This window comes from Chryseobacterium sp. MP_3.2 (assembly GCF_035984805.1).
Taxonomy (GTDB): Bacteria; Bacteroidota; Bacteroidia; order Flavobacteriales; family Weeksellaceae; genus Kaistella.
Genome location: NZ_JAXCHW010000007.1, coordinates 23,959 through 43,640 on the forward strand (window position 1 = coordinate 23,959; position 19,682 = coordinate 43,640).

19 protein-coding genes are annotated in these 19,682 nt (G+C 34.8%); 12 read left to right on the plus strand and 7 right to left on the minus strand.

Annotation, left to right across the window (positions count from 1 at the left end; translation table 11 throughout):
* Positions 1-204: 204 nt before the first annotated feature.
* Together RCH13_RS09880 and rpsA are read right to left on the minus strand one after the other, a co-directional pair.
* Positions 205-2,805, minus strand: a complete 2,601-nt coding sequence (locus RCH13_RS09880; RefSeq protein ID WP_326987081.1) for a T9SS-dependent M36 family metallopeptidase — start codon at positions 2,803-2,805, stop codon at positions 205-207.
* A 315-nt stretch (positions 2,806-3,120) separates the two neighbouring features.
* A complete protein-coding gene (rpsA, locus tag RCH13_RS09885) occupies positions 3,121-4,920 on the minus strand; it encodes a 30S ribosomal protein S1 (protein WP_326987082.1) in 1,800 nt (599 codons plus the stop codon).
* Positions 4,921-5,145: 225 nt separating this feature from the next.
* Between rpsA and RCH13_RS09890 the strand changes: the two genes are divergently transcribed.
* Complete coding sequence (locus RCH13_RS09890; RefSeq protein WP_326987083.1) at positions 5,146-6,453, plus strand: DEAD/DEAH box helicase; 1,308 nt, start codon at positions 5,146-5,148, stop codon at positions 6,451-6,453.
* A gap of 68 nt (positions 6,454-6,521) precedes the next feature.
* Here RCH13_RS09890 and RCH13_RS09895 read toward each other — a convergent pair whose 3' ends face one another.
* A complete protein-coding gene (locus RCH13_RS09895) occupies positions 6,522-7,232 on the minus strand; it encodes an SMP-30/gluconolactonase/LRE family protein (RefSeq protein ID WP_326987084.1) in 711 nt (236 codons plus the stop codon).
* 262 nt (positions 7,233-7,494) lie between these two features.
* On the opposite strand from RCH13_RS09895, the gene RCH13_RS09900 reads away from it, so the two are divergent.
* Both RCH13_RS09900 and RCH13_RS09905 read left to right on the plus strand, forming a co-directional pair.
* Positions 7,495-7,836: a MerR family transcriptional regulator gene (locus RCH13_RS09900; protein WP_326987085.1), complete on the plus strand. Its 342-nt coding sequence runs from the start codon at positions 7,495-7,497 to the stop codon at positions 7,834-7,836.
* 105 nt (positions 7,837-7,941) lie between these two features.
* The gene (locus tag RCH13_RS09905) at positions 7,942-9,351 is read left to right on the plus strand and encodes a helix-hairpin-helix domain-containing protein (RefSeq protein WP_326987086.1); all 1,410 of its coding nucleotides are present in this window, start codon (positions 7,942-7,944) and stop codon (positions 9,349-9,351) included.
* Positions 9,352-9,411: 60 nt separating this feature from the next.
* Here the strand turns inward: RCH13_RS09905 and RCH13_RS09910 are convergent, their stop codons facing one another.
* Positions 9,412-11,283, minus strand: a complete 1,872-nt coding sequence (locus tag RCH13_RS09910; RefSeq protein WP_326987087.1) for an endonuclease — start codon at positions 11,281-11,283, stop codon at positions 9,412-9,414.
* Positions 11,284-11,452: 169 nt separating this feature from the next.
* Between RCH13_RS09910 and RCH13_RS09915 the strand changes: the two genes are divergently transcribed.
* From RCH13_RS09915 to RCH13_RS09945, 7 genes are all read left to right on the plus strand, one after another.
* Entirely contained in the window at positions 11,453-12,592 is a 1,140-nt protein-coding gene (locus RCH13_RS09915; RefSeq protein WP_326987088.1) for an acyl-CoA dehydrogenase family protein, read from the plus strand.
* Positions 12,593-12,680: 88 nt separating this feature from the next.
* Positions 12,681-12,821, plus strand: coding sequence for a hypothetical protein (locus RCH13_RS09920; protein WP_326987089.1), 141 nt, complete (start codon positions 12,681-12,683; stop codon positions 12,819-12,821).
* A gap of 481 nt (positions 12,822-13,302) precedes the next feature.
* A complete protein-coding gene (locus tag RCH13_RS09925) occupies positions 13,303-13,770 on the plus strand; it encodes a nucleoside triphosphate pyrophosphohydrolase family protein (RefSeq protein WP_326987090.1) in 468 nt (155 codons plus the stop codon).
* Positions 13,771-13,788: 18 nt separating this feature from the next.
* Positions 13,789-14,349 (plus strand): TlpA family protein disulfide reductase, encoded by a 561-nt coding sequence (locus tag RCH13_RS09930; RefSeq protein ID WP_326987091.1) that lies wholly within the window; start codon positions 13,789-13,791, stop codon positions 14,347-14,349.
* Positions 14,350-14,398: 49 nt separating this feature from the next.
* Positions 14,399-14,962 (plus strand): DUF4230 domain-containing protein, encoded by a 564-nt coding sequence (locus tag RCH13_RS09935; RefSeq protein WP_326987167.1) that lies wholly within the window; start codon positions 14,399-14,401, stop codon positions 14,960-14,962.
* A gap of 121 nt (positions 14,963-15,083) precedes the next feature.
* Entirely contained in the window at positions 15,084-15,269 is a 186-nt protein-coding gene (locus RCH13_RS09940; RefSeq protein WP_326987092.1) for a hypothetical protein, read from the plus strand.
* A 185-nt stretch (positions 15,270-15,454) separates the two neighbouring features.
* Positions 15,455-15,985: a hypothetical protein gene (locus RCH13_RS09945; protein ID WP_326987093.1), complete on the plus strand. Its 531-nt coding sequence runs from the start codon at positions 15,455-15,457 to the stop codon at positions 15,983-15,985.
* A gap of 30 nt (positions 15,986-16,015) precedes the next feature.
* On the opposite strand, the gene RCH13_RS09950 is transcribed toward RCH13_RS09945, so the two are convergent.
* On the minus strand, positions 16,016-16,243 hold the full coding sequence (locus RCH13_RS09950; protein ID WP_326987094.1) for a hypothetical protein: 228 nt from the start codon (positions 16,241-16,243) through the stop codon (positions 16,016-16,018).
* A 42-nt stretch (positions 16,244-16,285) separates the two neighbouring features.
* Here RCH13_RS09950 and thrS point away from each other — a divergent pair, with 42 nt between their 5' ends.
* Positions 16,286-18,211, plus strand: coding sequence for a threonine--tRNA ligase (gene thrS, locus RCH13_RS09955; protein ID WP_326987095.1), 1,926 nt, complete (start codon positions 16,286-16,288; stop codon positions 18,209-18,211).
* Between the two features lie 83 nt (positions 18,212-18,294).
* Positions 18,295-18,801, plus strand: a complete 507-nt coding sequence (infC, locus tag RCH13_RS09960; RefSeq protein ID WP_185113915.1) for a translation initiation factor IF-3 — start codon at positions 18,295-18,297, stop codon at positions 18,799-18,801.
* A 194-nt stretch (positions 18,802-18,995) separates the two neighbouring features.
* Here infC and RCH13_RS09965 read toward each other — a convergent pair whose 3' ends face one another.
* The gene (locus tag RCH13_RS09965) at positions 18,996-19,301 is read right to left on the minus strand and encodes a helix-turn-helix transcriptional regulator (RefSeq protein WP_326987096.1); all 306 of its coding nucleotides are present in this window, start codon (positions 19,299-19,301) and stop codon (positions 18,996-18,998) included.
* 51 nt (positions 19,302-19,352) lie between these two features.
* Entirely contained in the window at positions 19,353-19,595 is a 243-nt protein-coding gene (locus RCH13_RS09970) for a type II toxin-antitoxin system RelE/ParE family toxin (protein WP_326987097.1), read from the minus strand.
* Positions 19,596-19,682 lie beyond the last annotated feature (87 nt).

The window sequence follows — 19,682 nt, forward strand, 5'->3', positions numbered from 1 at the left end:
ATATGGAGACGCTCTCACCATTGAATGAAAAGGAACCTGTTTCATTCTTTAGCTTTAGAAAAAAAGTTTCTAAAATATTGGATAATTAAGCTATCCGTCGATTAACCTTCTACTAAAATAAATACAATGGTTTCAATAGAAAATATTAGACCCAAAAAAAACCGCCTTGATTACTCAAGACGGTTAAAAAATTATAATTAAAGATTATTTTTTAATCATTAATTTAGAAGAGTACTGAACTCCCATTCCTGTTACTTTAACAACATAAACACCATTAATTAGTGAAGATGAATTTACAGCTTCAGATATAGCCATTTTTTGGCTGGAAACTAATTTACCAGTTGCATCAAAGATTTCTACATTTACTTTTCCTAAGATATTATCCGCAGATTTCAAGTAAAACTCATTTTTCGCTGGATTTGGATAAATGGTCATTGCTTTGTTGGCAGAAACATCACTCGTAGCTAACAAACATTCAGCAGGAACATCATAGCTTTCTACTTGATCATTAATGTTATTTTTAACACCACCAGAAGCGCCAACGCCTAATCCTCTTTTTGCAAAAGCATTCCAGATCATACATTTATCTGCACCGTTACTCAATACATTAGCAGCTTCTGCAGCTAAGATTGCATCTCTACCTTCTACAAAGTTAGGGTAGCAAGGCTGTAATTTAAGACCGTTCATAACATTTTGTAAAACTCTGGTACTTCCGTTTGTAGCATTAGCCGCAACATCTGAAGAGTATCCATATTTTTCTACATATTTCCAATGTAAATCCCAAAGCATTGTAGCCCAAACAAATCCAATTGAATGTACATCAGTTTGCATTACTCCACTTGCATTAAGAAACTCCATTCCATTGGTGTCTGTAAAAGTATATCCATTGATGTTGAAATTTGGAGAGTATAATGCCGGACGAATACCTACGCCAGTTAAAGGCTCGGAGGTTGCGAACGTTCCAATTCCTCTCGAAACTGCAGCCGTGGCATTTGGTTGATTAGTTAGCATCAAGGCGAAGAAATCTGACCAACCTTCACCCATTTGTTCTTTTGAAATTGCAGAAGACAGACAACTTGCTCCATTACCTGTGTTTCTGTTAGAAATTCCATGGCCATATTCATGAACTACAATTCCATTATCAAAACTTCCATCTCTGGTTGCTTGTTCATTGGGATCAAATCTCAGGGTTATATTCACATTAGTGGGTTGATTTAAGAGTGATTGCATGTAAATTCCCTCTGAACTATTAATAAGTACGGAAGGGATCGTAATATTTGCGTTTACTCCAGCCATTCCTGCTGTTGGAGCAGATGAGGGTAAATTGTAAATAATTGCACCAATTGCACCTGCATCCTGTGCAGCTTGCACTTTGGCTTGAAACTCACAAGTTCCTCTGGCGATTAAGCCAATTTTTCCTGCAAGTGAGCCCGCCGGTAGTGGAGAACAAGCATCAACAACCGCTGCAATTTTAACATCTCCTGTAACTCCAGTCGCATCTAAAGCTGGACCGAAAGTAGTGGAAATAAAACTTTCTACAACTCTACCAACAGCTTCTGTAGGCGCGTTATAGAAAACTCTTTCAATTACATTAGCATCCCAAAGATACATTTGCATTCTTGGTCTTGATCCATCTAAAGGGGTAGAGAAATTGGCATTGTTTCTACCACCTCCATCTTGAGATTCAGCTTGCACGTAATCATTTTGAGCACCTCCTTTTCCGAAATTCCAAGATTGAAAATTTCTAGCAGTTTCAGTAAAGCCTAAGCGATAAAAAACATCGTGGATTTTATTGTTGATGTAGAATAAATTAGTTGTTGCTGCATTTAGATTTCCCGCAGTATTATTAGTAACAAAAGGAAAATCAAAATTTCTACTTGCTCCACCTTCTGCATAGGCTCCAGGAGCATTTAAATTCCCAGAATCTTCGTAAGCCATTACGTTATTTCCTCTCGTATTGGTGTAATTACCCACAAATGTTCCGCCTAAGATAGAATGCCATCCTTCTGGAGAAGCATCTGTAAACCAAGGATTGGTAACAAGTGATCTACCGCCGTGGCTAGGGCTTTCTAAAGGCAAAGCAAAAACTCTGTAAGACGCCGCATCTGGTGCAAAAGCCACAGTTGGAGCTTTATCAAAATCTTCTGCAAAACCTTCAGGAGTATGCGCTGAATAATCATGAGAATAGGCATCATGTTTAAAACTACAAGAAAGGGTTAAATTTTCTTTGCTTAATATTTCACCTGTAGCAGCATCTGCAAGAATGTCCCAATAGTTAGAGGTGCCTTTTTCCTCGAAAATGAATTCATGACACAGTTTAAGGTCATTATTGCTCGTCAAGAAATAAATCATTCTGGTTTTTGCAAAAGCAACACCATCTTTATCTGAATCTGTAATATTTAGAAGTTGATAAGACGCGCTATTTTTTAAACCAACACTTTGTGCAACATTGTCAAAAATCGCTTTTGAACTTCTTGCGCTACTTGGCTGTGTAGCGGTGGAATAATTTTTCGCAAAGGTGTCATTAAAATATCCAACTTTAGAATCTTTGATCATGGCAGTTCCAACTGCGTTGTAAACCGGAATTCCATTATAAGATTGCTGAATTTTCACTACTTCAGAATTCATCGATTTTGAGAAATCCTGATTAATAATTTCAAATTGATTGAGGTTCGGCTTTAGAAATGTATTCTCTTTGGACATGTGGCCTTGAATAATGGATTTAAAATCCTGGGCATTCACATTACCAAAAGAAAACATCAGGCAAACCGCCGCAATTTTCAAAGGTAAATTTCTGTTTTTCATATATATTTAATTAACTGGCACCGAATTTATAAAAAAAATATAGATTTATTGCCATTTTTACATGGAAAAAACGAATAACATACATATTCGTTTTTTAATTTAATGGAACTATGGCGTAGCGCATAGTAGTAGGAATCTACCAAGTTTATTTTATAATTACCAATTAATTTTTAAGTCTTAATTTTAGAAAAACGGTGTGATTTAACATTTCAATTTTAACCAAATTTGACACGTAGAAGTTTTATCTAAATTTATAAAAAAAAAGGTGAGCCATCTCACGATGGCTCACCTCAATATTAATTGAAAATTAAAGGATTAGTTCCCTTCCATTTTCTTTTTCAATTCTGCTAATACGTCTAAGTCACCAAGCGTTGATTTTTCTTCATTGTTAGAAGAACCAGTTGATTTGTTAGATGATTGATTAGAAGATTGCTCTCTTACATTTTTCTTTTCTTCGTCTCTGAAGATTCCTGTATGAGAAACTACTACTCTTTTAAATTCTTTGTTGAATTCGATTACTTTGAATTGTGCGTCGTCTCCTTTTTTGATTTTAGATCCGTCTTCCTTCTCTAATAATCTTGATGGACAGAATGCTTCAACTTCTGCGTCTTCAAACTGAATCTGAGCTCCTTTGTCAAAAACTTCAGTTGCTTTACCTTCATGTACTGAACCTTCAGCATACTTAGTTTCAAACTTATCCCAAGGATTGTCTAGTAATTGTTTGTGACCTAGAGATAATCTTCTTGCAGCTGTATCTAACTCTAAAACGATTACTTCTAATTTATCACCTACTGCACAGAATTCTGAAGGGTGTTTGATTTTTTTCGTCCAAGATAGATCTGAGATGTAGATTAATCCATCAATCCCTTCCTCCAACTCAACAAAAACTCCAAAGTTGGTAAAGTTTCTTACCGTACCTGTATGCGTAGAGCTTACTGGGTATTTAGCTTCGATGTTAGACCAAGGATCTTGCTTCAATTGTTTCATACCCAAAGAAATCTTACGATCTTCTCTGTCTAATGTTAACACTTCTGCTTCTACTTCATCTCCTACTTTTACGAAATCACCTGCACTTCTTAAGTGAGTTGACCAAGACATTTCTGAAACGTGAATTAATCCTTCTACACCTGGAGCTACTTCTACAAATGCACCATAGTCTGCAAGAACTACTACTCTACCTTTCACTCTGTCTCCTACTTTCATATCTGCAGAAAGAGCATCCCAAGGATGAGCTTCTAATTGCTTCATTCCTAATTGGATTCTTGTTTTCTCATCATCAAAGTCCAGGATTACAACTTTTACAGTTTGTCCGTCTTCCAAGATTTCTGATGGATGATTAACTCTGCTCCAAGATAAATCAGTAATGTGGATTAATCCATCAACACCTCCTAAATCTACGAATACCCCGTAAGAAGTAATATTTTTAACTGTACCTTCTAATACTTGTCCTTTTTCTAATTGACCAATGATCTCTTTTTTCTGACCTTCAAGATCTGCTTCAATCAATGCTTTGTGAGAAACTACAACGTTTTTAAATTCTGGGTTGATTTTCACAACTTTGAATTCCATTGTTTTTCCTACGAATTGATCGTAATCTTTAATAGGCTTCACGTCGATCTGAGAACCTGGTAAGAATGCTTCGATACCGTGGATATCTACGATCATACCTCCTTTTGTTCTTGATTTTACAAAACCGTTTACGATTTCGCCAGTGTCATGAAGTTCGTTTACTCTATCCCAAGCTTTAAGCGTTCTCGCTTTTTTGTGAGATAATTGTAACTGACCAGATTTGTCTTCTCTTCTGTCCACCATTACTTCTACCTCATCACCTACAGCAAGACCCTGATTGTAACGGAATTCATTAAGAGAAATAACTCCTTCTGATTTAAAGTTGATGTCTACAATTGCTTCTTTATCTGTAAGTCTTACAACTCTACCAATAAGTACGTCATTGTCTTGAAGATTGCTTAGAGAACCGTTGTAGATTTCTTCTAAGTCGCTTTTTTCTTGTCTAGCATCAGCATCAAGACCAGATTCAAAAGAATCCCAATCAAATTGTTCTGGAGCTACGTTTTGGTTCAAAAGAACCTCTGCTTTGTCTGTCGTTTCTGACATAAAATAAATAATTTGTATTCCTTCTTTTTTGAAATATGGCTTAATGTGGCTTTCAAAAAATACGGAAGATGTTAATTAGTAATGGTTTAACCTTGCCAAATACTCCCACAAAAAGTGGTGCAAAAATACTATTTTATATTGAATAAAATAAGTCTAATCCAAATAAATCTCATATTTTTCATTTATTTAAAGGCCGATACAATAGCATTGCATTAACTTTGCAAAATGGAATTACAGTCACTCTATCAAAATTTGCAGATTCAAGATATGAATCAAATGCAAAAATCAGCCTACAAATCATCGGAAAACGAAAAAGATCTTATTCTTTTATCTCCTACAGGATCTGGAAAAACCCTTGCATTTCTCTTTCCTGTATTGAGAAATTTAAAGGTAAACGAAACTGGAATTCAGGCCATGGTTTTGGTTCCTTCTCGAGAGTTGGCTTTACAAATTGAGCAGGTTTTTAAGAGCATGGGAACAGCCTACAAAGTAAGCGTTTGTTACGGTGGACACGATAAAAAAACGGAAGTGAATAATTTGATAGAGTCACCTGCTGTTTTAATCGGAACTCCGGGAAGAATAGCGTATCATCTTAAGAATGAAAATTTCGACCCTTCTACCATTAAAACTTTGGTGCTTGATGAATTTGATAAATCCTTAGAATTTGGATTTCATAATGATATCAGTTTGATTATAGAAGAGATGGAAAATCTGTCGCAAAGAATATTAACTTCCGCTACAGCAATGCATGAAATTCCCAAATTCACAGGTTTAAACGAGGCAAAAACTGTGGATTATTTGAAAGTTTTGGAATCTAAACCTGATCTGCAATTGCGTAAAGTAATGACGACTTCGGAAGAAAAATTAGACACCCTTTTCAATCTTCTTTGTAAAATTGGAAATAAAAGAACTTTAATTTTCTGCAATCACCGAGATGCAGTGGATCGGATTTCAGAACTTTTAAGAGAAAAAGGAATGTCTCGGGAAACTTTTCATGGCGGTATGGAACAAGATGAACGAGAGCGTGCATTGCTGAAATTCAGAAATGATTCTTCCCGAATTCTAATTACTACTGATTTAGCTTCCAGAGGTTTAGACATCGCCGAAGTTGAATCCATTGTGCATTATCAATTGCCCCCAAAAGAAGATGCATTTATCCACAGAAACGGAAGAACTGCAAGAATGAATGCAAAAGGATCTGTCTATTTAATTATGACGGAAGATGAAAATTTACCGTTTATTAAAAGTAATATTCCAACAGAAAGTTTAATAGAAACCTATAAAATTCCAGCCAGAACACCATTCTCCACAATTTATATTAGCGCCGGGAAAAAAGATAAAGTCAATAAAGTTGACATTGTAGGTTTTCTCATTAAAAAAGGCGGCCTGGAAAAAGATGATATTGGCTTGATTGAAGTAAAAGACAACACTTCTTATGTTGCTGTGAATCGGCAAAAAGTGGTTGAGCTCTTGAAAAAACTGGCAAACGAGAGGTTGAAAAATAAAAAACTGAAAATTGAAGTTGCCTATTAAAAAATGGAATTTTTTAAATTAATTTCGATTTGAAGAGAAATACAAAGGAAATTAGATTCTAGGTTTATTCACCGTGTACCAGAAACATTCATCTCTAATGTAAAAACAGATTTTGAAGCGGTTATGAAAAGAGTCGAATTGTTTTCTCCTCCAAAAGTTACGTTGGCAGTCCATTCTTCCGGAACTAGGATATTACTGAGTTTTTCACCTTTTTTATTATAAATCGTCACACCATTTCCAGTGAGATACACATTTCCTTCTCTGTCCAGAGTCATTCCATCAGAGCCGATTTCGCAGAATAATTTCTTTTCGGATAATTTACCTGCACCCAGAATATCATAAACAAAAGTTTTGTTCGCACCAAAATCGGACACGAACAGTTTTTTTAAAGTTACGCTTCCTATAATCCCGTTGGGCTGAATAAAAGTTTCCAGCTTCGTTACTTTTCCATTTATATTTCTGTAATAAAGATTTCTATCAGCAATTCCTTTTTTATCAATTTCCCAATAATCTCTTTCATATAATGGATCTGTGAAGTAAATTCCACCAAAATCATCTACCCATAAGTCATTCGGACCATTGAATCTATTTCCTTCAAAACCTTTGGATAAAATCTGGATATTTTTATCCTCATCTATTTTCCAGATTTCGCCATTTAAGTCAGAGGCCGTGATCAGATAATTTTGGCGGTCGAAGTAAGTTCCGTTGGCTCGTCCCGTGCTTTCCATGAACAAATTAATCTCACCCGTTTTCCAATCCCAAAAATAAAATGCGATCATTGGGTTGATCTGTAAAATAGATATTACCCTTTTTGTCAGAAGAAGGTCCTTCCGTAAAACTAAACTGGTTTGAAACTAATATTGGTTCATTTTGATATAACTCCATCTCTTTTTTATTTTGAGTTGTACAGGCCGTTAAAATTAATAGAAATCCTAAATTGGAAATTCCCCGAAACTTTTTCATTTGAATATTTTGAACTTGCAATGTACAAATTGAAGAAAAGTATTAAAAATAATTATCTTTGAGAATTCGATTTAAAACATGAAAATCAACCTACCAGACAAACTTTATTATTCTATCGGCGAAGTGGCAAAAGCTTTTGACGTGAATGCATCTTTAATTCGTTATTGGGAACAGGAATTCCCGATCATCAAGCCCAAAAAGAATAAAAAAGGAAACCGTTATTTCACGCCAGATGATATAAAAAATCTAAAAATTATATACCATTTGGTCAAAGAGAAAGGGTATACTTTGGACGGAGCCAGGATTGCTTTAACCACAAATAATAAAATATCTGAAACCGTGACTATGATTGACCGCCTGGAATTTGTAAAAGCAGAGCTGTTAAAACTTAAAGAATCATTGGTGGAAAAACCCGAATAAAAAGGTTTTTAAACGGGTTAAAAAAAGGTGTATTAAACTCTAAATTACCGTTAATCAACTTATTCATTACGTACTATCTCAATCTATTTTTGTAAAAAAATAGCCATGAAACTCTTTCAATTACATCTTTCCGCAGCCAAGCACTATTTCTTCGGATTCGCTACTTCTGGACTGGTTTTATTCTCCACATTCTATTACCTCAATTTAAAAATTCCCTCCCAAAATTCGCCCAGCTCCGAGCAAATAGACTTTGTAAAAGCTGAGCTAATTTTTCTAAAACCTTTTAATCCAAATGCCTTAGATGAAGAAGGCTGGAAACAATTAGGTTTCGCACCTAATAATATATCTACCATCTTAAAATATAAAGATATTGTTGGTGGGGAATTTACTTCTAAAGCGCAACTCAAAAAGTGCTACGCTATTTCCAGCGAAAAGTTTTCAGAAATAGAAAGTTTCATTTTGCTTCCGGACGAAGCTGCGCAAAAAAATTCTTACCTTCAACAAAGATTTGCAAGTAACAATTACAACAATAGCAGTTATCGCAAATCAAATTATACCACGAAAAAAATCTTAAAAATTTCCGGCAAATTTAATCCAGATCATTTAAGTGCCGGTGATTTTGAAAGTATGGGTTTTACAGAAAGACAAGCGCAATCTATTTTGAAATATAAAAATTATTTAGGTGGAAGTTTTCAAAGCAAAGAGAAATTTAAGGCATGTTTTATTATTAGTGAAGAACAGTACAGAAAAATGGAACCGTTTTTACTTTTGCCACAGACAGCGCCAGAATCAGATAAAAAATACAATTCTTATTCTTCCGCAAAAGCAGATAAAAACATTATAAAATATCAGAATTTCGACCCGAATACTACCGATTTAAATGGCTGGAAATTGTTAGGTTTTTCCGAAAAGCAGGCGCAAGTCATTATCAATTACAGAGATCGTAATTTGAAAGGCAGTTTTAAATCTTTAGAGGAATTAGAGCGCTGCTTTGTAATATCGGCAGAAAAATTTGCTGAGCTAAAACCCTTTATCACCTTAATTCCAGAAAATTTACAAAGCAACACAACACCAAAATCTAATTCAAATTATATTCAAGAAAGCAAAGGAAGTTCCCAAGAAACAGAGACCGATTTTTCAAAAGTTGATTTGAATAAAATTACCTACAAGCAACTCTCGGAATTTGGATTTGATGGAAAAAGTGCAGCCATGATTTTAGGTTTTAGAAAAAAATTGGGCGGATTTATGACCAAACAACAACTTGTGGACACCTACGAAATTGATAAAGAATTAGCGCAAAAACTAGTACTGATTGCTCCATTGGATATTTCAACCGTCACAAAATACACTTTGGTAGACGCACCTGAAGATTGGTTGAAAAATCATCCGTATTTCAAATATTCTGCAGATCGCATTATCTACTATCGACTTACAAATGATGAAGATAAAAAGATTTGGAAATTACTTAAAACGAAACCAGAATACGCAGATCGCATGAAATTGTATTTAAAATGAAAACCTCATCTTTAATAAAAATAATTCAGATGAGGTTTTACATTGATAAATAAATTAGTTCTAATTCTTGATGAATTTCATTGATTCATTTCCGATCCGAAGAAGATAAACGCCAGATTTTAGTGTCGAAACATCTATACTATTGGTATTTTTAAAAGGATTACTTTTCTGCTGAATCATTCTACCACTGATATCATTAATTGAAGCAGTTTGCATTCTATCTAAATTTTTACCTTTAACAAATAAGGTATTCTCAACGATCGGATTTGGATAAATTGTCCACTTTGGTGCAGAATTTACCGTAGTATTGCTTGTAGCCAAAACGCCTAAATCTTCACAATAATCGGCAGGATTTACTTTCCACTCAGAAAGCGAAAAAGTTGTGGTTGGTTGGTTTACAGAGTTTAAACGGTAAAGCGAAACATTTCCTAAAACATCAAAATTATTGATATCTCTTGTTCCAATGGCATCAACTGTACTAAAATTATAGCGCAACTCAATATATTGGCTTCCTGTGTACGTCATCTGCGGTGCGGCGGTTACAAATTTTGCCTCTTCATTTGTGATGCAAGAAAAATTTGCGGTAGGATTCAGTACGACAAAAGTTTCATCGTTCTGCACAATTCCCTCCATTTCAAAAGGTTTTGGAAAATAATATGCATTATTCCCATTGAACTGAATACTTAATCGATATTTATTTAAATCTATAGCATGACCAGTCTTATTGGTGATTTCAAGAGCTTTGTTATTTCCAGAGCCTTCTAAGTATTTGGTGATCATTAAATCCTTTGCATAAATATCAGTAGAAGCTGTACTAACAGTAAGTACATTGCTGTCAGTTGATTCTAAATATCCCGTATTAAAAGATCTTACGGTAAAATTGTAAGTAGATGCAGGATCAAGATGATCAATAATTGTTTCAGGCCCCTTAGAAGTTGCCACCAAAACTCCATTTTGATAAATCCTGTACCCCAAAACATCTGATTGTGTAGAAGGTGACCAGTTCAATTTCACAAAATAGGCTGAGTTTTGCGATTCTATTAAGTTTAAAGGTGAATTCGGAATTACAGTGGAAATAGTTTGATTCCAAATAGAGTTAACCCATTCTGGATAATCTACAAATGGATTTCTGTTTTTTTGAAGCGAATAAACTGAATTATTTCTGTCTATTTCACGCTGAGAAACAGGATCTTGGTTATGCCACTGAAGCAATAATGCAATATACCAATCTTCAAACGCCTTTTCTTCTGTCCCATCTAATGGACTTCTATCATTGGCAGCAGAAGTTCCATTGTAAAAATTAAAACTTGCTAATTTACCTTCGTACCGTACTGAGAAGTAAAGCAAACTACGGGCAATATCACCTTTAAATTCATCAATAGGTTCATAAACACGCCCCGTATAACCAGAATTTGCAGTAGCATTATTGCTAATTTTAGAACTGTTGGTGAAGGTGTAGTAATTAGTAGTTCCAGCCTTTCCGTAGGGGTAATTACTTCTTAACTGATTGATTCTGGCATCCGTAGGAATTACGAAATATAAATCAGAATACATTGGATAATTACTGTCGAACGTACTTTGTGGCATTACGTGTTCGCGGTTCCAACCTTGCCCTTCAGCATTTGCGGACCCAATGGAATTAGCTACCGTGTATTCATAAGCATCAACTCCACTCGGAATTTCAGAATACATATCCAATAAAAAATTAGTATTGGTTGCGTCATGATCATAATAACGATCTAAGTCAGTGGTCCCATAAAATGCAATTAAATCACCATAATGCCAATTGATAGTTTTAGTGGAAATAATATCATGCAATTTGGATTTTAAGGTATAGCCTGATAGTGTTGATGTACCAGAATAATAATCAGCGGGTATTTGAGCAAATGCGAAACAAGGAAGTACAAATAAAAGAAAAAGAATTTTTTTCATGAGATTTTTTTGAGTTCGCTAATGTAGGTAATTTGTAGCATACCAATTAACTGTATGCGAAAACAAGACAGCTAAAAATTTTGAATTACATGGAGTTCATTTAAATTTTAAATTGCAAAAATTATTTATACTTATTCATTTTAATTATATTTGGGCACAAATAAATTTTATGAATTCGGACACTACACAAAACCTTGAAATGATCGCAGAAACTGCACGTGATTTTGCGGAAAAAAATATTAGACCTCATATTATGGACTGGGATGAAAGTCAAACTTTTCCAGTAGAACTATTTCATCAATTAGGAGAAATGGGGTTTATGGGAATCGTCATTCCAGAAGAATATGGCGGATCTGGCTTAGGCTATCATGAATATGTAACAATACTTGACGAAATCTCTCAGGTGGATCCTTCCATTGGATTGTCATTAGCAGCACACAATTCATTGTGCACCAATCATATTTATGAATTTGGTACAGAGGAACAAAGAAAACAATGGTTGCCACAACTTGCTTCAGGTAAAGTTTTGGGAGCATGGGGATTAACGGAACACAATACAGGATCAGATTCTGGCGGAATGAGTACTACCGCAGTAAAAGACGGTGATGACTGGATTATTACTGGAGCGAAAAATTTCATTACCCACGCTATTTCAGGTGACATTGCTGTGGTGATGACTAGAACTGGAGAAAAAGGAGCGAAAAACAACTCAACCGCTTTCGTTTTAGAAAAAGGAATGGCTGGTTTTACGTCAGGTAAAAAAGAAAATAAGTTAGGAATGAGAGCTTCTGAAACTGCAGAATTAATTTTTGACAGCGTTAGAGTTCCAGATGCAAATCGTTTAGGCGAAGTTGGTTCTGGATTTAAACAAGCCATGAAAATTTTAGATGGCGGTAGAATTTCCATCGCAGCGCTAAGTTTAGGGATTGCAAGAGGAGCTTATAAAGCAGCTTTAAAATATTCCAAAGAAAGACATCAATTCGGAAAAGCCATTAATCAGTTCCAAGCAATTAACTTTATGCTTGCAGATATGGCTACAGAAATTGATGCTTCAGAATTATTGATTCAAAGAGCTTCTAACTTGAAAAATGCTAAAAAACCTTTAACCAAAGAAGGTGCGATGGCGAAATTATACGCTTCCGAAGCTTGTGTTAGAATCGCAAATAATGCAGTACAGATTTTCGGTGGATATGGTTACACGAAAGATTTCCCTGCAGAAAAATATTATAGAGATTCTAAATTGTGTACGATTGGAGAAGGAACTTCAGAGATCCAACGATTAGTTATTGGAAGAGAAATTTCGAAATAAATTTTATACTACGATATTGAAAGTGCCTTTTTTAAGGTGCTTTTTTTTTATTTTTTTTATTAATTCTATAGTAATAAAAACTACACCAATGCCAACTGACAACAAAGGTGATAAAACATCTCTGGCAGTGACCAGCACGGCTATTGCTACCTTAATCACCGCAATGGGTGGTTTAATTTATGCCTGGAAATCCAAAAACTTCTCAGAGGGACCAAGACCAAAATTATAAAGCCAGTTGTGAATCCTATAAGTTCTTTTACAAATGAAATAGGAAATTAGATGCCCCTTTTAATTTAACATTTGAAAGGAACTCCACAGCGATTATTGGAAATTTTTATTACAATAAAAAGACAGAACAAATTATATTAACTTTCTGGAATTTATATGAAAAGTGACTTACAGCTTAATGAATATTCCAATAGAATCTTAACCGCGAAATACGTTCTGAAAAGGGAAAATTTCGGGGGTTTTGCTGGAAAAATGTTTAATACTGACGGAAGAAAATATGATATGAGCATCTGTGAGTAATCGCTACTCTATTTTTCCGCAATCTTTTACATTGATAAATCCCCTACTATTTTTTCCAGGTAATAAGAAAGAAATATGTCGCAGCTTTATATTTTCCTAATTTCTAAAGCCCTTCGTTTTAAACAATACAAATTTTTAGCTAGATTAATTTGAATTTCTATCTTTGTTTAAATAAAAATTGAATGGACAAATTAGATGCACTCAACCAAGTTGCAGAATTTCACAAAACTTTTAACGCACCAATTTTAGAAATTCCTCAAATTCCTTCCAAGGAAAGATGTGAACTTCGGGTTTCTCTAATACAAGAGGAGTTAAATGAATTAAAAGAAGCCATTTCCGATAATAATTTAGTTGAAATTGCAGACGCTTTATGCGATTTACAATATGTTTTAAGCGGTGCAGTTTTAGAATTTGGTTTAGGGAATAAATTTGCGAAGCTATTTGAGGAGGTTCAAAGATCTAACATGTCTAAAGCTTGCGTCAATCAATCCGAAGCAGATGAAACCATTGCATTCTATCAAGAAAAAGGAGAAGATGCCTTTTCCGAAATTGCAGGTGAAAAGATCAACGTACATCGTAAAAGTGACCACAAAGTATTGAAGAATAAATACTATTCTCCTGCTGACTTGAAATCAATTTTAGAAAATTAATTAGTTCAAAACATAAGTATGAAGAAAAAATTCCAGATTTTATCGCTTTTTGCCACATTATTATTAACCGTGCAATCTTGCCAATCCCAAAAAATTGTTGTGAATAGAGAAGTTGAAACCACCGCAGATGGCAAAATGCTTTTAGGTCATCAAACCAAAGAGCAATTGCTAAAAGAACCTTATGCTTCTTGGTATACCCCAGAACATGATGGCTACCAAATCGATATGAAAGCTTTGGCCGAATTGAAAAAAGAAAAGCTAACTTCTTATAACATCACCGTTGTTCTAGGGACTTGGTGCGAAGACAGCCACCGGGAAGTTCCTCGATTATTTAAAATATTAGACGAATTAAAATTTCCTGAAAATAAATTGACCATCATTGCAGTAAATCGTAAAAAAGAAGCGCCGGGTGGTGAAGAAGGACTTTTTAATATTCAAAGAATCCCTACCATCATCGTTCAAAAATATGGAAAAGAGATTGGGCGAATTGTAGAATTTACGCAAACGGGTTATTTGGAAAGAGATTTGGTAGAAATCCTTCGAAAAGATAATTCATCAATTAAAGATTTATTAAAGTAATTTGAAAACAAACCAAAAAATAGGCATCTTCGCCTTGGGAGCTGCAGCCATGTTGCTCCTCTTTTTAATCTGGAATACCGTAACCAAAAAAAGCGAAGACCAGGTTCAAAATGATTTTTACATCATTACCAACCAAATTCGGAAGATGAACAAGCTCGTAGTGGTGGAGCAGGATTTTTCCAGCATGCAAAAAACCAAAGTCACTTCTCAGCTTTTTGGTGGAATGCTGCCAAATGTTGAAAAAGAAATTATTACTTTTACCAAAACGAATGCACAAGTTTCTTACGACTTAAATAAAATGAAACTCGATGTAGATTCCATCAATAAGAAACTTATTATTAAAGAATTACCAACTGCGGACATCAAAATAAGACCGAGTGTAGAAATACAATCTTTAGATGATTCCTTCTTCGACCGCTTTGAAGAAAAGGACTTTAAGAAAATAACGCAGTCCGCGAAAGACAATGCTTACAAAACTGTAAATCAAAATCGTTTAAGAAATGAAGGTCGCATCCAATTGTTAGAAAATCTAGATCATATTTTTGTGCTTGCCAAAGCTTTAAATTACACCATTGAAGATGAAACTGGCACTTTAGATACCAGTAAATTGTAATGACTCTAATATAAAAATCAAATTCTTCAGTATCAGCAAAAAACCTAAATGTCTTCAAATTGGCAGCACTTTTGAACCTAACTAAAAAGAGGCTTAAACTTTAAAATAAAAATAATCGGATATGAATGATCAAACCAAAAAAACAGAAGACGCACAAATTCAAAAAGAAAACGAAGATTTGCCAAATATTCCAGCCGCTACTGATAAAATTGAGGAGGTTGAGAAAGTTAAAGAAGAAATTAACCACACCTCCGATTTACAGAAGGATGGCAAAACTGATAACACAGAGAGAAACAGCGAAAATTAATTTTTTCGCTTTTTTTTTATACTGCACATGAGAATTTTCTTAATAAAAGTTAAGTCTTCACCTTCACTATGCTGATTTTGTTAAATACTTTTAAAGTTCACACATTTTTGAGCACTTGTCATAGTTTTTGATATTATGTTAAACATAAAGCAAAAGCAAAAATATCAACATTAAATACTAAAATTATGGCTTACACAATCGTGGGAATGTTCCCAACCAATGAAGACGCGGATCAAGCATCAGATAAATTGAACAGCGAAGGTTTTCAAAAAGAAGAGTACAATGTTTCCCGCTACTCCACAACTGGTGAGTACGATACCACTAAAAGTGATTATGATTACAAAGAAGATGAAAAAACTTCTGGATTTTGGAACTGGCTCTTTGGTGACGACGAAGACAATAGACAAAAATACAGTTATGCAGGAACCAAAAGTAATATGGTTACAGTCTACACAGATGAAGTAGAGCGCGCAGAAAAAGCCCGAGATATCATGAATGACAATGGTGCAATTAATGTAAATGATTTTACTAAGGATCGTTACACTAAGCAAGAAAATACAGATAATGACAATAATCTCTCTGCAGATGAACGTGCAAGAATTATTAACAAAGCAAAAAACAACTTGTATTTTACGGAGGAAAACAGAAATTACAGCGTTTCCAGCAAAGGGATGGATTCAGATATGGACTCTCAAGGTAGTAGAGACACCTTTTAATTTTACAAATTCAATATTCGTTTTGCAGCCTCAATTTATTGGGGTTGCATTTTTTTTGGAGCGTGCAGATTTGGTCTTTTTCTTGAAGAGCAGACCCGCTTTCCATTCCTCCACTCCACGACTTTCGTGGTTTGGATTCATTGCAATCGGGGCTATAATTTCCGAAGTGAAATAGATTTTAGAAATCAATAACGCAAAATTCCCGTATTTTCCTAAAACTTCCTTCATAAAAAAAGGAAAAGGAAAAGGACTTTCCACAGAAAATCCGTATTTTTGCCACTTAATTTTTTTTATAAAATAATGGTTAAAATTACTCTTCCAGATGGGAGCCTCAGAGAATTTGAAAGCGCGGTAACTCCGCTTGACGTCGCAAAATCAATCAGTGAAGGTTTAGCCAGAAATGTTATTTCTGCTTTGGTAAACGGAACGCAGGTTGAAAATACCACGCCCATCACGACAGATTCTACGGTTCAATTGCTCACCTGGAACGATGATTTGGGGAAAAAAGCCTTTTGGCATTCTTCCGCCCACCTTTTGGCGCAAGCGATCATGGAATTTTATCCGGAAGCTAAATTAACAATCGGACCTGCAATTGAGCAAGGTTTCTATTACGACGTCGATTTTGGCGAGGAGGTTTTATCTGAAAAAGATTTCGAGAAGATCGAGAAAAAAATATTGGAGAACGCGAAGAAAAATGAAACCTTCAGTATTTATCCCGTTTCAAAAGCAGATGCTCTAAAAGAATACGCAGACAATCCTTATAAAACAGAATTAATTTCCAACTTAAACGATGGTGAAATTACTTTTTGTACGCACGAAAACTTCACGGATCTTTGTCGTGGCGGTCACATTCCAGCAACAGGAATTGTAAAAGCCGTAAAAATACTGAATGCAGCAGGCGCATATTGGAGAGGCGATGAGAAAAACAAACAACTCACAAGAGTTTATGCCATTTCGTTCCCGAAACAAAAAGATCTAACTGAATATTTAGAACTTTTAGAAGAAGCAAAAAGACGCGATCACCGAAAACTGGGTCGGGAATTGGGAATTTATGCCTTTTCTGAAAAAGTAGGTGCAGGTTTACCTTTATGGTTACCAAAAGGAACGGCTCTAAGAAGAAAATTAGAAGAATTTCTTTCCGCAGCTCAGAAAAAATCAGGCTACGAATTTGTGATGACGCCACATATTGGGTCCAAAGAATTGTACGTGACTTCCGGACATTGGGACAAATATGGCGCAGACAGTTTTCAACCCATCAAAACTCCAAACGAAGGCGAAGAGTTTATGTTGAAACCCATGAACTGTCCACACCATTGCGAAATTTATAAGGTTGGTCAATGGTCTTACCGCGATCTGCCGAAACGTTTTGCAGAATTCGGCACGGTTTACAGATACGAACAATCGGGTGAACTTCATGGTTTAACAAGAGTTCGTGGATTTACGCAGGATGATGCACACATTTTCTGTACACCAGATCAATTGATGTCCGAATTCGAAAATGTAATTGATTTGACACTTTATGTTTTTAAATCTTTAGGATTTCAAGATTTTGTAACGCAGGTTTCTCTTAGAGATCCAGACAACAAAGAAAAATACATCGGCAGCGACGAAAACTGGAAAAAAGCAGAAGATGCAATTGTTCAGGCAGCCCAAAAGAAAAATCTGAATTACGTCGTAGAATATGGTGAAGCTGCATTCTATGGACCGAAACTGGATTTCATGGTCAAAGATGCTTTAGGTAGAAAGTGGCAACTCGGAACCATCCAGGTTGATTATAATCTACCGGAAAGATTCGATCTTTGGTACACTGGAAGCGATGGGGAAAAACACAGACCGGTCATGATTCACAGAGCGCCTTTCGGTTCTATGGAACGGTTTATCGCAATCTTGCTGGAAAACACTGCAGGAGATTTCCCCTTGTGGTTGGCTCCAGATCAGTTCACAATCTTACCGATAAGCGAAAAATATTTGGATTATGCAAAAAAAGTTTCACAATTGCTGGAAAATCACGATATTTGCGGAATAGTTGATGAAAGAAACGAAAAAACAGGTAGAAAAATTCGCGATGCGGAAATAAACAAACTCCCATTTATGCTTATTGTAGGAGAAAACGAAGAATTGAATGGCACTATTTCTGTAAGAAGAAGAGGTGAAGGCGATTTAGGCGAAATGAGCGTAGAAGACTTCATCACTTACTTCAAAAAAGAAGCAAAAATTAGCAATTAGAATTTAAACAATTAAAAAAATACACCATAGCACAGAAATTTCATTACAGAGGTAGAGGTCCACAGAGACGAGTACAAGAAGATTTGCACCAGATTAATCAAAAAATCCGTGCAAGAGAAGTACGTTTGGTAGGTGATAATGTGGAACCTGGCGTTTATCCGCTAGAAAAAGCGCTGGAAATAGCTAAAGATCTTGAATTGGATTTAGTGGTTATTTCAGATAAAGCAGAACCTTTTATTTCCAGAATTCTGGATTATAAAAAGTTTCTTTACGAGCAAAAGAAAAAAACAAAAGAGTTAAAAGCGAAACAAGTAAAAGTTGTTGTAAAAGAGATCAGATTCGGCCCTCAAACCGATGAGCATGATTACGACTTCAAAAAGAAACACGCTGAAAAATTTTTAGAAGAAGGTTCAAAATTGAAAACGTACGTTTTCTTTAAAGGACGTTCCATCATATTTAAAGATCAGGGAGAAATCCTTCTTTTAAAATTAGCCCAGGAATTAGAGCACGTTGGAAAAGTTGATCAGTTGCCTAAATTAGAAGGTAAGAGAATGATTATGATGATGAGCCCCAAAAAGCCGGCTAAATAATTTGACGATTTGGTGATGTGATGATTTGATGATTACATTGCTTTGAATTATAAAATAGTAAAGAGATTCTTTTTGAGTCTCTTTTTTTGTGCGCTAGAAAATAAGAATTCTTTTCAAACGAATTTTGTCAACGATAAAAAAGAATATTCAAAACCGTTCAAGTGTAAGAATTGTGTGCAAATGGCGTTTAAAATTTAACTAAAAATTAAATTCACACGTTTTCCCAATCCTAATTCAAAAATTCTATAAAGTGTCGAAAGCTGAATATCACATTTTCCATTTTCAATTTTAGAAATATAACTTTTTTTAGTTCCAATCTTATCAGCTAATTGTTCCTGGGTCATATTCGCTTCCTTTCGTGCTTCTTTCAACATTTCACTAATAACAAAATATTGTGCTTTTTCTTCGAATTGGTCCCGTTTTTCAATGCCGACTTTCCCATATTTAATATCTAATAACTCGTCAAAGTTTTTAGTTTTACTTATATTTTCTTTATTCATTATTTCTTATTATTTGAAGTAAAGTATTCATCTTTTAATTTCAAAGCCAAGTCAATTTCCGTTTTTGGGCGTTTTTTGAGATTTTTTTTGAAAGCCATTAAACAGAATTTCTAAATCACCCTTGTCGAAACAACAAAATATTCTGTAGATATTGCTTTCAAATTCTATCCGTATTTCATACAGTCCAACTGTTCCTGTCATGTGACTTAGGAATTTTTTTGGCACATTTTGAACGGTTTTCAAAATCTTAAAAACATATTCAATCTTCTCCTGCACTTTTTCAGTCTGATCCACATAGAAGTCAATGAAATAATGTTTATGAAAAAGGATTTTTCTTTATGAATCTATTGAAAAAAATTAACTTAAAAGTTATCAGTTCGC

Excerpts from the sequence above, each read along its gene's own strand:
- RCH13_RS09880 (WP_326987081.1), bottom strand. The coding sequence starts at position 2,805 with ATGAAAAACAGAAATTTACCTTTGAAAATTGCGGCGGTTTGCCTGATG.
- rpsA (WP_326987082.1), bottom strand. The coding sequence starts at position 4,920 with ATGTCAGAAACGACAGACAAAGCAGAGGTTCTTTTGAACCAAAACGTA.
- RCH13_RS09890 (WP_326987083.1), top strand. The coding sequence starts at position 5,146 with ATGGAATTACAGTCACTCTATCAAAATTTGCAGATTCAAGATATGAAT.
- RCH13_RS09895 (WP_326987084.1), bottom strand. The coding sequence starts at position 7,232 with ATGATCGCATTTTATTTTTGGGATTGGAAAACGGGTGAGATTAATTTG.
- RCH13_RS09900 (WP_326987085.1), top strand. The coding sequence starts at position 7,495 with ATGAAAATCAACCTACCAGACAAACTTTATTATTCTATCGGCGAAGTG.
- RCH13_RS09905 (WP_326987086.1), top strand. The coding sequence starts at position 7,942 with ATGAAACTCTTTCAATTACATCTTTCCGCAGCCAAGCACTATTTCTTC.
- RCH13_RS09910 (WP_326987087.1), bottom strand. The coding sequence starts at position 11,283 with ATGAAAAAAATTCTTTTTCTTTTATTTGTACTTCCTTGTTTCGCATTT.
- RCH13_RS09915 (WP_326987088.1), top strand. The coding sequence starts at position 11,453 with ATGAATTCGGACACTACACAAAACCTTGAAATGATCGCAGAAACTGCA.
- RCH13_RS09920 (WP_326987089.1), top strand. The coding sequence starts at position 12,681 with ATGCCAACTGACAACAAAGGTGATAAAACATCTCTGGCAGTGACCAGC.
- RCH13_RS09925 (WP_326987090.1), top strand. The coding sequence starts at position 13,303 with ATGGACAAATTAGATGCACTCAACCAAGTTGCAGAATTTCACAAAACT.
- RCH13_RS09930 (WP_326987091.1), top strand. The coding sequence starts at position 13,789 with ATGAAGAAAAAATTCCAGATTTTATCGCTTTTTGCCACATTATTATTA.
- RCH13_RS09935 (WP_326987167.1), top strand. The coding sequence starts at position 14,399 with ATGTTGCTCCTCTTTTTAATCTGGAATACCGTAACCAAAAAAAGCGAA.
- RCH13_RS09940 (WP_326987092.1), top strand. The coding sequence starts at position 15,084 with ATGAATGATCAAACCAAAAAAACAGAAGACGCACAAATTCAAAAAGAA.
- RCH13_RS09945 (WP_326987093.1), top strand. The coding sequence starts at position 15,455 with ATGGCTTACACAATCGTGGGAATGTTCCCAACCAATGAAGACGCGGAT.
- thrS (WP_326987095.1), top strand. The coding sequence starts at position 16,286 with ATGGTTAAAATTACTCTTCCAGATGGGAGCCTCAGAGAATTTGAAAGC.
- RCH13_RS09965 (WP_326987096.1), bottom strand. The coding sequence starts at position 19,301 with ATGAATAAAGAAAATATAAGTAAAACTAAAAACTTTGACGAGTTATTA.